The sequence below is a fragment of the Nonomuraea sp. JJY05 genome (assembly GCF_043496855.1).
GTDB lineage: Bacteria > Actinomycetota > Actinomycetes > Streptosporangiales > Streptosporangiaceae > Nonomuraea.
Genome location: NZ_JBIEIS010000003.1, coordinates 58,949 through 71,899, shown reverse-complemented (window position 1 = coordinate 71,899; position 12,951 = coordinate 58,949). Strand labels below are relative to the sequence as shown.

10 protein-coding genes are annotated in these 12,951 nt (G+C 69.9%); 2 read left to right on the top strand and 8 right to left on the bottom strand.

What is annotated here, in order from left to right; translation table 11 throughout:
- Nucleotides 1–25 precede the first annotated feature (25 nt).
- On the top strand, nt 26–3,004 hold the full coding sequence (locus tag ACFKCF_RS04440) for a DEAD/DEAH box helicase (protein WP_394490868.1): 2,979 nt from the start codon (nt 26–28) through the stop codon (nt 3,002–3,004).
- A gap of 2 nt (nt 3,005–3,006) precedes the next feature.
- Complete coding sequence (locus tag ACFKCF_RS04435) at nt 3,007–3,771, top strand: SWIM zinc finger family protein (RefSeq protein ID WP_394490866.1); 765 nt, start codon at nt 3,007–3,009, stop codon at nt 3,769–3,771.
- A gap of 22 nt (nt 3,772–3,793) precedes the next feature.
- Here ACFKCF_RS04435 and ACFKCF_RS04430 read toward each other — a convergent pair whose 3' ends face one another.
- From ACFKCF_RS04430 to ctaD, 8 genes are all read right to left on the bottom strand, one after another.
- Nucleotides 3,794–4,732: a diacylglycerol/lipid kinase family protein gene (locus ACFKCF_RS04430; RefSeq protein WP_394490864.1), complete on the bottom strand. Its 939-nt coding sequence runs from the start codon at nt 4,730–4,732 to the stop codon at nt 3,794–3,796.
- Between the two features lie 84 nt (nt 4,733–4,816).
- Nucleotides 4,817–7,561, bottom strand: coding sequence for an immune inhibitor A domain-containing protein (locus tag ACFKCF_RS04425; protein WP_394490862.1), 2,745 nt, complete (start codon nt 7,559–7,561; stop codon nt 4,817–4,819).
- 146 nt (nt 7,562–7,707) lie between these two features.
- Nucleotides 7,708–8,049: a fumarate reductase subunit FrdD gene (gene frdD, locus ACFKCF_RS04420; RefSeq protein ID WP_394490860.1), complete on the bottom strand. Its 342-nt coding sequence runs from the start codon at nt 8,047–8,049 to the stop codon at nt 7,708–7,710.
- The gene (locus tag ACFKCF_RS04415; protein WP_394490858.1) at nt 8,046–8,429 is read right to left on the bottom strand and encodes a hypothetical protein; all 384 of its coding nucleotides are present in this window, start codon (nt 8,427–8,429) and stop codon (nt 8,046–8,048) included. Before ACFKCF_RS04415 ends, frdD begins: the two co-directional genes overlap by 4 nt.
- A complete protein-coding gene (sdhB, locus tag ACFKCF_RS04410; RefSeq protein WP_394490856.1) occupies nt 8,426–9,160 on the bottom strand; it encodes a succinate dehydrogenase iron-sulfur subunit in 735 nt (244 codons plus the stop codon). The genes ACFKCF_RS04415 and sdhB overlap by 4 nt, the downstream gene beginning before the upstream one ends.
- Nucleotides 9,153–10,886, bottom strand: coding sequence for a fumarate reductase (quinol) flavoprotein subunit (gene frdA / locus ACFKCF_RS04405; RefSeq protein ID WP_394490854.1), 1,734 nt, complete (start codon nt 10,884–10,886; stop codon nt 9,153–9,155). The genes sdhB and frdA overlap by 8 nt, the downstream gene beginning before the upstream one ends.
- A gap of 4 nt (nt 10,887–10,890) precedes the next feature.
- Nucleotides 10,891–11,124, bottom strand: a complete 234-nt coding sequence (locus ACFKCF_RS04400) for a hypothetical protein (protein ID WP_394490852.1) — start codon at nt 11,122–11,124, stop codon at nt 10,891–10,893.
- 33 nt (nt 11,125–11,157) lie between these two features.
- Nucleotides 11,158–12,801: a cytochrome c oxidase subunit I gene (gene ctaD / locus ACFKCF_RS04395; protein ID WP_394491466.1), complete on the bottom strand. Its 1,644-nt coding sequence runs from the start codon at nt 12,799–12,801 to the stop codon at nt 11,158–11,160.
- Nucleotides 12,802–12,951 lie beyond the last annotated feature (150 nt).

The following is a 12,951-nucleotide window of genomic DNA, read 5'->3' as shown; positions in this document are numbered from 1 at the left end:
CGAGGGGACGCGGTAGCCTGCCGGAGTGCTGGTACACGGGGTCTGGGCGGCCGGCGGGCTCGCCTTCTGGGCGGAGATCGCCGAGGCCGGCGACCCGTCCCCCGGGGCCGCACCGCGCCGGCAGCCGGGGACCCTGTCCCACCCGCCCGCACTCCACCCGTTCGCCTCCCCCGCGTCCGGCGTCGCCGCCGCGCTCGGCCTCGACGACCCGCCGTCGCGGACGCTGGAGCTGCTCCTGCCGGGCTCGGCCAAGGAGCCGCTGCCCTCGCCGGAGACCGGCCGGCTCCCGGGGACGACCCGGCCGCGGCTGCGCCTGTGGCAGGTCCCCGCCGTGGTGCCGCCCGCCGCGGAGGCCCTGCACGTGCTGGACGGGCACCCCGGCACCGCGACCATGCGCCACTGGGCCGCCGTGGCGGCCTTCGCCCGCGACCTCGTACGCCGGGGCCGCGTCATCCCGCAGCTCGTCCACTCGCCCGCGAGCCGCGACCGCGGGCCCGAGGACTCCATGGCCATGTGGGCCGTGCCGGAGGCCGACGCGCGGGCCGTGTGGCGGCCGGTGGTGACCGGGGCCGACGCCGCATACTTCCGGGAGCTGGCGCTGGCCATGCCGCCCGCGTGCCGTACCTCCCGCGTCGAGCGGCCGTCCGACGGTGTCCTCCTCGACGCCCTTGAGACGTTCATCGACGCCCTCGTCCGCCAGACCCTCACCGAGCCCCTGGTCGCCCGGCCGAGGACCCTTCACGAACGCTGGCTGGCCGCCCTGACCGGCCCCGCGCCGCAGTGCCCCGATGTGCCCGGGCTGCGCGAGGAGCTGGAGCGGTGGCGCGAGAGCGTCGCGGCGGCCGAGGGCGCGACCCGGGTGTGCTTCCGGCTGCTGGAGCCCGCCGACACCGAGGACTGGCGGGTCGAGCTGGCGCTGCAGGCCGCCGACGACCCCAGCCTGTACGTCCCCGCGGCCCACGTCTGGAGCGGCGAGACGGTGACGGGGCTGCCCGGCAGGCCCGAACGCGAGCTGCTGGCCGGGCTGGGACGGGCCGTCCGGCTCTATCCCGAGCTCGACCGCGCCCTGCGCGGGCCCGCGCCGAGCGAGCTGGCGCTGGACACGGCCGGCGCGTTCGGGTTCCTGCGGCAGGCGGCGCCCCTGCTGCAGGCGGCCGGGTTCGGGGTGCAGCTGCCCCGCTGGGCCGGACGCACGAGGCTGGGGCTGAAGCTGACCACCAGGGCCAAGGCGCAGACGGCCGCGACCGGCCAGGGGTTCGGCATGCGGGAGCTGGTCGACTTCCGCATCGACCTGGCGGTGGGCGACGAGACGATCAGCGAGGCGGAGCTGGCCGAGCTGGCCCGGCTGAAGGTGCCGCTGGTCCGGGTGCGCGGCCAGTGGGTGGAGCTGGACGACCGGCAGCTCAAGGCCGCGCTCAGGGCCGTGGAGGGCGCCCGTGCGGGTGAGGCGAGCGCCGCCGACCTCCTGCGTCACGTGGTGCAGGAGGACGACGCCGAGCTGCCGCTGCTGGAGATCGACGCCGACGGCGTGCTCGGCGACCTGCTGTCCGGACAGGCCGAGCGGCGGCTGACGCCCATCGCGACCCCCGCGGGGCTGGACGCGACCCTCAGGCCCTACCAGGAGCGCGGCCTGGCGTGGCTCAGCTTCCTGTCGGAGCTGGGCCTGGGCGGGGTCCTGGCCGACGACATGGGGCTGGGCAAGACGATCACCACGCTGGCCCTGCTCGTCCACGAGCGGGCCGCCGCGCCCACGCTGCTCGTCTGCCCGATGTCCCTGGTCGGCAACTGGCAGCGGGAGGCCGCCAGGTTCGCGCCCGGCCTGCGCGTCTACGTGCACCACGGCAGCGCGCGCGACGCGGCGCTGATCCCCGGCGCCGATCTGGTGATCACCACGTACGGCACCGCCCAGCGCGACCTCGAGACGCTCAGGCGGCACGAGTGGCGCAGGGTCGTCTGCGACGAGGCCCAGGCGATCAAGAACAGCGGCACGCTCCAGGCCCAGGCCGTGCGCTCGATCCCCGCGGGCGGCCGCCTCGCCCTCACGGGCACCCCGGTCGAGAACCACCTGGCGGAGCTCTGGTCGATCATGGAGTTCGCCAACCCGGGGCTGCTGGGGCCGCGCTCGCGGTTCAGGACCCGCTTCCAGGAGCCCATCGAGGCCCGCCAGGACGAGCAGGCCGCGCGGGCGCTGAAGCGGGCGACGGGCCCGTTCATCCTGCGCCGCCTCAAGACCGACAAGTCGATCATCTCGGACCTTCCGGAGAAGCTGGAGGTCAAGGAGTGGTGCCCGCTCACCACGGAGCAGGCCACGCTCTACCAGGCGGTCGTGGACGACATGCTGGCCAGGATCGACGACAGCGAGGGCATCGAGCGGCGTGGCCTGGTGCTGGCCGCCATGGCCAAGCTGAAGCAGGTCTGCAACCACCCGGCCCACCTGCTCAAGGACGGCTCCCGCCTGGCGGACCGGTCCGGCAAGCTCACCCGGCTGGAGCAGCTGTCCGAAGAGATCCTGGCCGAAGGCGAAAAGGCCCTGCTTTTCACGCAATATGCCGAGTTCGGCACCATGCTGCAGCCGTACCTCGCCCAGCGGCTCGACACCACGGTCCTGTGGCTGCACGGCGGCCTGCCGAAGAAGACCCGCGACCGCCTGGTCGACCGGTTCCAGAACGACGAGGAGCCGATGCTGTTCGTGCTGTCGCTCAAGGCGGCCGGGGTCGGGCTCAACCTGACCGCCGCCAACCACGTCGTGCATGTGGACCGCTGGTGGAACCCGGCCGTCGAGGACCAGGCCACCGACCGGGCGTTCCGCATCGGGCAGCGCAAGAACGTGCAGGTGCGCAAGCTCATCTGCGCGGGCACCCTCGAGGAGCGCGTCGACCAGATGATCGAGCGCAAGAAGGCCCTGGCCGAGCGGGTGGTGGGCACCGGGGAGGACTGGCTGACCGACCTGTCGACCGAGGAGCTGCGCGAGGTGTTCAGGCTCACGGCGGAGGGGGTGGGCTGAGCATGCCGGACTGGTTCCAGGCCACCAGGCCCATCAAGGTCGAGGGCGGCCTCCGGGCCCGCACCCAGCGCGGCTCCATCGGCTCCACGTGGTGGTCCAGGCGCTTCATCGACATCCTGGAGCGCGTGTGCGACAAGGGCCGGCTCTCGCGGGGCCGCGCCTACGCCCGCCAGGGGCAGGTCCTGTCGATCGACCTGTCCCCCGGCGAGGTCAGGGCCGCCGTCCAGGGCTCGCGGCGCGAGCCGTACGCGATCGTGATCAGGATCGAGGCGTACGACGAGCGGCGCTGGGCCGTCATCGAGGAGTCGATCGCCGAGCAGGCCGTCCACCGGGCCAAGCTGCTGGCGGGAGAGATGCCGGCGGAGATCGAGGAGCTGTTCGCGGCGCTCGGGATCGATCTGTTCCCGCGCGATCTCGACATGGACTGCTCGTGCCCCGACTGGGGGTTCCCGTGCAAGCACCTGTCGGCGGTGCTCTACCTGCTGGCCGAGTCGTTCGACGACGACCCGTTCCTGGTGCTGGCCTGGCGCGGCCGGACCCGGGAGCAACTGCTCGGCTCGCTGGCGGAGGACGTGCCGGGGCTGGAGGTGCGGGACGTGCCGTTCGCCGACCGGCTGGCCGACTTCTACGCGCCCGGCGCCACGGCGCACCGGCCGGAGCGCCGCCCCGCGGCCGCCGCGCCCGACCTGCTCCTGCGCGTCTTCCCGCCGCCCGCCGACCTGGCCCGCACGCTCACCCCGGCCTACCAGCGCCTCGCCGGCTCCTGACGCCCCCGCCGATCGCGCGTGGTCAGCGGTCCTCGAAGGTGGAGGGCACCATGACGCGCACGCCGTTGGGGACCACGCGCAGGCGGATCGGGGTGCGCAGCCGTACCTCGCCGTCGACGTCGGCCGCCATCGGCGGGTCGGTCTCCAGCAGCATCTCCCGCCCCACCACGAACGGCCCGCCGGCCAGGCTGCGCCAGCGGCCGGTGGTCGCCCTGATCAGGGTCTCGCCGAGCAGGCGCAGCTTCTTGCCCGAGCCGAGCTGGTAGGCCACCAGCATGCCGTTGTCGATGCTGATGTCCTTGGCCACCTGCCAGCCGCCGTGGAAGCGGCCGTTGGCGATGTTGAGCTGGTGGGTGAGCAGCTCGTGGCGCTGCCCCTCGACCGTGATGTACGCGCGGAACGGCGTGTGCCCCGGCAGGATCGTCAGAGCGGTCAGCGGGTAGGCCGGGCGCCCCACGATGCGCTTGAGCCACGGCTTGACCTTGCCCGCCACCTCGACGGACACCCCGAAGCTGGCCAGGTTGGCGAACGGCCGGTCGTCGGCCATGCCCAGGTCGATGTCGGCCACCTTGCCCTCGGCGAACACCCTGATCGCCCCGGCCAGGTCGAGCGGCAGGCCGAGGCTGCGGGCGAAGTTGTTGGTGGTGCCGAGCGGGAGCACCCCGAGCGCCACGTCGCGGTGGGCCACATGGCGCACGGCCGAGGAGAGAGTGCCGTCGCCGCCGCCCACGACGAGCAGGTCGGGCTTGGTGGCCAGGGCCGAGTCGAGCAGCTCGCGCAGTCGCTTGGGGTTGTAGACCGATAGCTCCACCAGCGGCTCGAAGCCGAGGTTGTGGATCTGCTCGATCACCTCGAAGTAGTGGCGGCGGCCGCGGCGCGAGCGAGTGTTCACCACCACTGCCACCTTGCGATCTCTCCGGATCGCCTCGGTGTGCTCGTCTTTGGTGCGCAATTCGCTCATGGTCACCAATGGTAGGCGCAGACCGCGCCACCTATGGCCGGACGCGGAAGGGCCGCCGGGACGCCCCGGCGGCCCTCCTGATCGTTACTTCTTCGGCGGGACGACCTGGACGATGGCGCCCAGGTTGCCCGGCAGCGGGCTCACCAGCTTGAACTGCACGCCCAGCGCCTTGCCCTCGTCACCGGGGTTGCCGGTGCCGAGCACCGAGCCGGCGGCCACCTGGCCGTACAGCTCCGTGGCGGGGGTGCCGTCCTGGTGCACCACGCGGCTGCTGTACGTCTGGTCGCCCTTCGACGGCACGACCGCCGAGGCGTCGAAGTCACGGTAGTAGAGAGAGCTGCCGATCACTTCGAGGCCCGGGTACCAGGTCTTCGCGTCGGTGAAGGCCGGGACGCCCTTCAGCGCGGGCAGGTCCGTGCAGTACTCGCTGAACGGCTCGTCCGCCGCCTCCAGGCACTCCTTGAACGGGTACGTCTTGCCGAACCCGAACGCGGCGTTGGACGACTGGACGCGCCCCTGGAGGTTCTTCTGCAGCGTCGGGTCCTTCTCGGCCGCGGTCCCGGTGCGGCGCAGCGGGTCGAAGTGCGAGTCCACGACCAGCAGGCTGCCCTTGGGACCGAGGCTCGGCGGGAGCCGCAGGGTGTTGCCGATGTTGTTGTTGATGAAGGTCGAGTCGCGGTACCACACCAGCAGGCCCGGCGCGTTGTACTTCAGCTTCTGCACCTTCCACGCCCCGTCGCGGGAGTAGTCGGTGTCGTAGGCGTACTGCAGGCCCTTGTCGAAGCCGTCGAAGTTGCGCCACTCGGCCAGGTAGAACCGGGAGATCTCGCGCTCGCCGTTGTTGCGGGTCCAGCCCTGGCCGCTGGTGTTGGTGAACGTGCCGCCGACGGCCTTCCACCCGTTGTCGCCGTTCTCTACGTCGTCGCTCCACACGGCCGTGCCGCCGTTGGTGAGCTGGAAGTCGTCGGCGTGCCAGCCGCGCTCCTGGAAGGCGGCGTCGGTGTTGTACGTCAGCCGCAGCTTGATCGTCTTCCCGGCGAACGGCGTCAGGTTGACGTAGTCGTGCCGCCAGCCGCCGCTGTCACCGGTGAGGCCGTACTTCTTCTCACCGAAGGCGTGCAGGTTCTTGTTCGGGTCCGGGTAGTCGTCGGGCGTGCTGATCTCGGCGCCGGCCTCGTCGAAGACCTTCTGCTGGGCCCAGGTCTGGCCGCCGTCGGTCGAGACCTCGACGAAGCCGAAGTCCCAGTCCTGCTCGATCACATAGTTGTTCCACATCCAGAACTTGAGATCGGTCCCGGCGGGGACGGGCAGGTCACGGGTCACCGTGAGGTTGGCCCAGTCCTGGTCGAGGCCGCTCCACCAGGCGTTCGAGCCGCTGTGGACGTCGATCATCTTGAGCGGCGTGGAGGCCAGGTTGACCCGGACGCCGTCCTCGGTGAACTTGGGCGTGCGCGAGGACTGCCCGACCGTGACGATCTTGGAGGCGTCGCCCGGGTTGAACGTCTTCGGGTTCGCCCAGCCGAGCACCCACTTGTCCCACAGGCCCATGTGGGACGGCATCGACTGGAAGATCGGGCCGGAGTGGGAGCCGCTGGACATCAGGTCCCAGAAGTCCACTGCCGAGCTGGCCTGGCCCGAGGTGTCGTACAGGTCGGGCAGGCCCAGGTCGTGGCCGTACTCGTGGGCGAAGACGCCGACACCGGAGTCCTCGGGCTGCACGATGTAGTTGGAGATCCTCTTGTCGGTGCCGGGGATCTTGTAGCCGCCGGCGACCGCGCTGGAGTGGGCCCAGATCGCGTACGTGCCCTCGGCGCCGCCGTCGGACGACTTGTCCTTGCCCGCGTGGACCAGGACCAGGTGGTCGATCACGCCGTCGGGCTCGTTGAAGTTGCCGTCACCGTCGGTGTCGGCGACGTCCTCGACGTCGTAGTCGGCCCACGGGAAGGCCGGCTGGGCCTTGACCAGGCTCTCCACCACGTCGATGGGCAGCTGCTGGGCGCCGCGCGGGTTGTCGGGGTGGCCGGACATGTCCTGGGGAGGACCGCCGCAGGCCGCGGCGCCGTACCAGGCCTCGGAGTGCGGGACCTTGATCCAGCCGACCGCCGAGCCGGTGACGGAGTAGGCGCCCTTGGACATCTCCTCGTACATCTTCTTCATCGTGTAGCCGGAGATGTCGATGCCGGGCTTGCCGTCGCGCGGGTCCTTCAGGTCGGGGCGGACGCGCTCGGTGATGCCCTTGTCCGTGTAGAGCATCTTGTTGAAGTGCTCGGGGCTGAAGTCCTTGACCCAGAAGGAGTTGTTGTCCTTGTGCGGCAGCGTGGCCGGGTTGGGGATCTTGTTGTGGAGGGGCCCGTTCTTGAGCGTGCCGGCCGGCTCCACCACACAGTCGTTGGACTCGCTGTTGACCGTGCGCAGCCGGTTGAAGCCCGAGAAGTCGTCGTTGGCCTGCTCGTTGAACTCGACGAGGATCGTCAGGAGCTTGGCCGTGCGCGTCTGCTTGGAGTTCTTGAAAATCCATTCAGCGGGATTGCGGCCGGTTCTGATGGCCTCGTTCTCGCGCGCGGCGAGAATGCGGCCGGCGGCCGGATTTCCGCTGGTGAACTTACGGTCGAACTTCTGTGCCGGACTGAGCGAGCGCTGGTTCTTGTCGTTGACCGACGGCTCCTGCGGGTCTTTCTCCACCGCCGGAGGAGCGTAGTTGATGTAGTAGTCCGCGGCCGTGGGCTCGTAGTTCGCTACGGACGCCGCCTGAGCCGTGGGCGCGGACAGGGCGGCGCCGAGAAGGGCGACCGCCGGCAATGCTGCTAATAAGCGCTTCGTGCTGGGCACCAGGAACCCTCTCTGCCCGGGGTCGCCGGGCGCATGGCCATAGGGGTGTGCAATGCCGGACGCTAGAGGGTGTTTCAACGAATCGTAAAGTACGTTGTTGAAATGTGATCAAAGGGGGACATTTAGCGCAGCGTTGGCGTAAGGAATCAGAACAGAACGAGCCCGGCCACGACCCCGCCCGCGACCGCGCCCCCGTAGCAGATCACCGCGATGACCAGGTCGAACCTGGCGATGCCGAGCAGCTCCTCGCTGGTGAACCTGATCCGGTGCGCGGCGTGGAAGAGACACAGCACGGCGAGCCCGAGCAGCGCGAGCCGTACCGGCAGGGGGTCGAGCAGCGCGCTCAGCTGCTCAGGAGAGGGCCAGTCGACCACGCCGAGCGGCATGAGCACCCCGAAGAGCAGCACGAGCACCGGCAGCACCAGCGCCGCCGCCACTCCCCCGCCGCTGAAGAGCAGCCACAGGTACGGCTCCAGAGTGCGTCTCATGGCGACCTCAGGATGAAGTAGGCGATCAGGAGGGAGATCGCCACCCACGCCGAGTGGTTGCCGCCCTGGATCATCCAGGCGGGCACCCGCCAACCGTCCAGGCGGACGACCATGGCCTTGGGAGCGAGGTTGAGGAACGTGATCGTGTGGAAGACGGTCGCGACCAGGGCGAGCACGTTGATCACGATCATCCACGGCCGGGCGGCCAAAGCGGCGAACTCCGGGAGGCTGCCGCCGCGCACCGCGTCGGCGAACATCAGCGCGAAGACGATCGACCAGGCCACGAAGACGCTGGTCAGCTCGCGCAGCACGAACAGCGTGTACCGGCGGGTGCGGACGAACCAGAGGCTGTCGCGCGGCGGGCGGTAGGTGGTCGTCATCGCCGGCTCCACGGCAGGATCGAGCGCAGGGCGGCGGTCAGCTTGTAGCGCTGGATGGCCTCGGCCGGGTCCACGTGCTTGGGACAGACCCGCGTGCACTCGCCGACGAACGTGCACCCCCAGACGGCGTCCTCCTGGTTCAGCACGTCGAACCGGTCACCCATGTCGCGCGAGTCCAGGTTGTAGCGCTGGGCGAGCGCGATGGCGGCCGGGCCGAGGAAGTCGGGGTCGAGCACGTAGACGGGGCAGGCCGAGTAGCAGAGCAGGCAGTTGATGCACATGCTGTACTGCTTGTACGCCTCCAGCTGCTCGGGCGTCTGGGCGTACTCGGCGCTCAGCGGCAGCTCCTCGCCCTCCCTGATCAGCCAGGGCCGCACGGACGACAGCTTGGCCAGGAACCCCTCGATGTCCACCACCAGGTCCCTGATGACCGGGAAGCCCTTCAGCGGCTCGATCCTGATCGGTCCCTCGCCGAACTCGGTGAGGAAGGCGCCGCAGGTCAGCCTGGGCTCGCCGTTGACGGTCATGCCGCACGAGCCGCACACGCCCATCCGGCACGACCAGCGGTACGACAGGCTGCCGTCGAGCTGGTCCTTGATGTAGTTGAGGCCGTCGAGGACCGCCCAGTCGGCCATGAGCGGCACGTCGTACCCCTGGAACACCGGCTCCTCGTCCTCGCCGGGCCGGTACCGGGCCACTTCGACCCTGATCGTCTGCGTCCCGTCAGTCACGTCCGTACACCCTTTCTCCCGGAGGCCAGCGGGTGATCGTCACGGGGAGCAGCCCGACGGACGGGGTGCCGTCGGGTGCGCGGTGCACCAGCGAGTGCGCGAGGTAGGCGGCGTCGTCCCTGGCGGGGAAGTCGGTGCGCTGGTGCGCGCCGCGCGACTCCTGCCGGTTCAGCGCGCAGGCGACGATGGTCTGCGCGACCTCCAGCATGGTGTGCAGCTCCTGCAAATTGAGCAACTCGGTGTTGAACGTGGTGCTCGTGTCGTCGATGCGGACCTCCTCGGCTCGCTCGCGCAGCTCCGCGAGCGTGTCGACGGCCTTGGTGAGCACGTCGCCCGTGCGGTAGATGCCGGCGGCCCCTTCGAGCGTGTGCTGCATCTCCTCGCGCAGGTCGGCGATCCGCTCACCGGTGCTGCTGCCCTCCCGGACGCGTTCCAACCGACGCCGCTCGTCGGCCCCCTGGCTCCGCACGGCGGGCGGCTCGCCGTCCCGGTGCGACCTGGCGAACTCGGCGGCGGCGATCCCGGCCCGGCGGCCGAAGACCAGGCACTCCGGCAGGGAGTTGGAGCCGAGCCGGTTGGCGCCGTTGATGCTCACGCAGGCGGTCTCCCCGGCCGCGAACAGCCCCGCGACCGGGGTGGCGCCGTCGATGTCGGTGTGGACGCCGCCCATCATGTAGTGCACGACCGGGCGTACCGGGATGAGGTCGGTGGCCGGGTCGAGGTTCTGGTAGCTGCGGCACAGCTCGCGCACGAACGGGATGCGGGCGTCGATCTTGCCCTCGCCCAGGTGCCGCAGGTCCAGGTAGACGACCGGGCCGTACGGGGTGTCCACCGTGCGGCCCTTCTGCTGCTCGTGCACGAACGCCTGGGAGAGGCGGTCGCGCGGGCCCAGCTCCATGCTGCGCAGCTTCGGGGTGGGCGTGGGCTTGCCGAGATCGTAGTCCTGCAGGTAGCGGTAGCCGTCCTTGTTGATCAGCCAGCCACCCTCGGCCCTGGCCGCCTCGGTGATGAGGATGCCGGTGAACGGCAGGCCCGTGGGGTGGTACTGGACGAACTCCATGTCCTTCAGCGGTGCTCCCGCCCGGTAGGCCAGGGCCATGCCGTCGCCGGTCTTGATCGCGGCGTTCGTGGTGAAGGGGAAGACGCGGCCGCAGCCGCCGGTGGCCAGGATGACGGTCCTGGCGGCGATGGTCTCGATGCGGCCGGTCCTGATCTCGACGGCCACGACGCCGTGGACGCGGCCGTCGTCGACGACGAGCTTGGTGACGTACCACTCGTCGTACCGCAACACGTCCTGATATTTCAGGGTTGTTTGGAACAAGGTGTGCAAGAGGTGGAAGCCTGTCTTGTCGGCCGCGTACCACGTACGCATCTTCTTCATGCCGCCGAACGGGCGGACCGCCACGCGCCCGTCGCTCTCCCGGCTCCAGGGGCAGCCCCAGTGCTCGAGCTGGATCAGCTCCTGGGGCGCCTCCGCCACGAACGCCTCGACGGCGTCCTGGTCGCACAGCCAGTCACCGCCGGAGATCGTGTCGTAGCAGTGCTCGTCGAGCGTGTCGCCGAGGCCGATCACCGCGGCGGCGCCGCCCTCGGCGGAGACGGTGTGGCTGCGCATCGGATAGACCTTCGAGACGACCGCCACCTTCAGGGACGGGTCACTCTCGGCGACCGCGACGGCCGCCCGCAGGCCCGCTCCGCCTCCTCCGACGATGAGCACGTCGATCATTACGTCACTTCCCGTGGTCGGGTTGTATCGGGTCCTTCACCCGTTTGCCGTCGTGCCGGATGGCGGACAGGTGGATGCTGCCGTCGTGGTACTCGTGCCGGATCCGGCGGCAGCCGCAGTCGAAGAACTGGTCACGGATCACCAGGCCGTAGCCGTCGTCGTCGACGAGGCGCTCACCGCCGGACCGCTTCCCGCAGGGGGCCGTCTCGGGGGTGAAGGGGATTCGCGTGCCTGACATCGCCGATCTCCCTAGATAGGCGAAATTTCATGATCAGTCGGGATTTTCCGGGCGAGGTTCGGTCCCGGAGGGTTCGTCGCGATCGGCCTCGTGCTCGACCGCTGAGGGGATCTCCGCCTGCTCGCGGGGGTAGTGCAGGTCGAAGGCGGGCCGTTCGGAGCGGATCGGGGGCATGCTGACGAAGTTGTGACGCGGCGGCGGGCAGCTGGTGGCCCATTCGAGGGAGCCGCAGTAGCCCCACGGGTCGTCGAGCGTGACCTTGGGCGCGTGCCTGGCCGTCTTCCAGACGTTGTAGAGGAACGGCAGCGTCGAGGCCCCGAGCAGGAACGCCCCGACGGAGGAGATCTCGTTGAGCGCGGTGAAGCCGTCACCCGGGCTGTAGTCGGCGTAGCGGCGGGGCATGCCGAGCTGGCCGAGCCAGTGCTGCACCAGGAACGTGGTGTGGAAGCCGAGGAACAGCGTCCAGAAGTGCACCTTGCCGAGGCGGTCGTCGAGCATCCGGCCGGTCATCTTCGGCCACCAGAAGTAGAAGCCGGAGAACATGGCGAACACGACCGTGCCGAAGACGACGTAATGGAAGTGCGCGACCACGAAGTACGTGTCGCTGATGTGGAAGTCGAGCGGCGGCGAGGCCAGGATGACCCCGGTGAGCCCGCCGAGCAGGAACGTCACCAGGAACCCGACGGCGAACAGCATCGGCGTCTCGAAGCTCAGATGGCCCCGCCACATGGTGCCGATCCAGTTGAAGAACTTCACCCCGGTCGGCACCGCGATGAGGAAGGTCATGAACGAGAAGAACGGCAGCAGCACCTGGCCGGTCGCGAACATGTGGTGGGCCCACACGGTCATCGACAGCCCGGCGATGGTGATGGTCGCGCCGACGAGCCCCAGGTAGCCGAACAGCGGCTTGCGGCTGAAGACCGGGATCACCTCGGAGATGATCCCGAAGAACGGCAGCGCGATGATGTAGACCTCGGGGTGGCCGAAGAACCAGAACAGGTGCTGCCACAGCAGCGGACCGCCGTTCTCGCTGTGGAAGACCTGCGTGCCCAGCTTGCGGTCCGACTCCAGCACGAGCAGCGCCGCGGCCAGCACGGGGAAAGCCATCAGCACGAGCATGCTGGTCAGCAGCACGTTCCAGGTGAACAGCGGCATCCTGAACATCGTCATGCCGGGCGCCCGCATGCCGATGATCGTGGTGATGAAGTTGACCGAGCCGAGGATCGTACCGAGCCCGGACAGCGCCAGGCCCATGATCCACAGATCGCCGCCGATCTGCGGCGAGTACATCGCCGTCGACAGCGGCGTGTAGGCGAACCAGCCGAAGTCGGCCGCCCCGCCCGGGGTGAAGAACCCGGCCACCACCATCAGCCCGCCGAACAGGAACAGCCAGTACGCCACCGCGTTCAGCCGGGGGAAGGCCACGTCGGGCGCGCCGATCTGCAGCGGCATGACCACGTTCGCGAACCCGGCGAACAGCGGGGTGGCGAACAGCAGCAGCATCACCGTGCCGTGGATGGTGAAGAGCTGGTTGTACTGCTGCTGGGTGACCAGCTGCATGCCGGGGGCGGCGAGCTCGGCCCTGATGACCATGGCCATGATGCCGGCCACGAGGAAGAACCCGAACGAGGTGATCAGGTAGAGATACCCGATGACCTTGTGGTCGGTCGTCGACATCCAGGAGGCGATGACGGTCCCGGTACGGCGGCGCCTGACCTGCTCGATCGAGGTCTCGCGAACAGTCGTCACGGCTGCTCCCTCCAGTGCGGAGTGCTACCTGCGACGGACCGCTGGACGCCGCCCGCCTCAGGCGCGATTCGGCTACCT

What these genes read in the sequence shown, in the direction of transcription:
- ctaD (WP_394491466.1), bottom strand. Translation starts at nt 12,801, where the DNA reads ATGTCGACGACCGACCACAAGGTCATCGGGTATCTCTACCTGATCACC.
- ACFKCF_RS04415 (WP_394490858.1), bottom strand. Translation starts at nt 8,429, where the DNA reads ATGACGACCACCTACCGCCCGCCGCGCGACAGCCTCTGGTTCGTCCGC.
- ACFKCF_RS04400 (WP_394490852.1), bottom strand. Translation starts at nt 11,124, where the DNA reads ATGTCAGGCACGCGAATCCCCTTCACCCCCGAGACGGCCCCCTGCGGG.
- ACFKCF_RS04430 (WP_394490864.1), bottom strand. Translation starts at nt 4,732, where the DNA reads ATGAGCGAATTGCGCACCAAAGACGAGCACACCGAGGCGATCCGGAGA.
- frdD (WP_394490860.1), bottom strand. Translation starts at nt 8,049, where the DNA reads ATGAGACGCACTCTGGAGCCGTACCTGTGGCTGCTCTTCAGCGGCGGG.
- frdA (WP_394490854.1), bottom strand. Translation starts at nt 10,886, where the DNA reads ATGATCGACGTGCTCATCGTCGGAGGAGGCGGAGCGGGCCTGCGGGCG.
- ACFKCF_RS04435 (WP_394490866.1), top strand. Translation starts at nt 3,007, where the DNA reads ATGCCGGACTGGTTCCAGGCCACCAGGCCCATCAAGGTCGAGGGCGGC.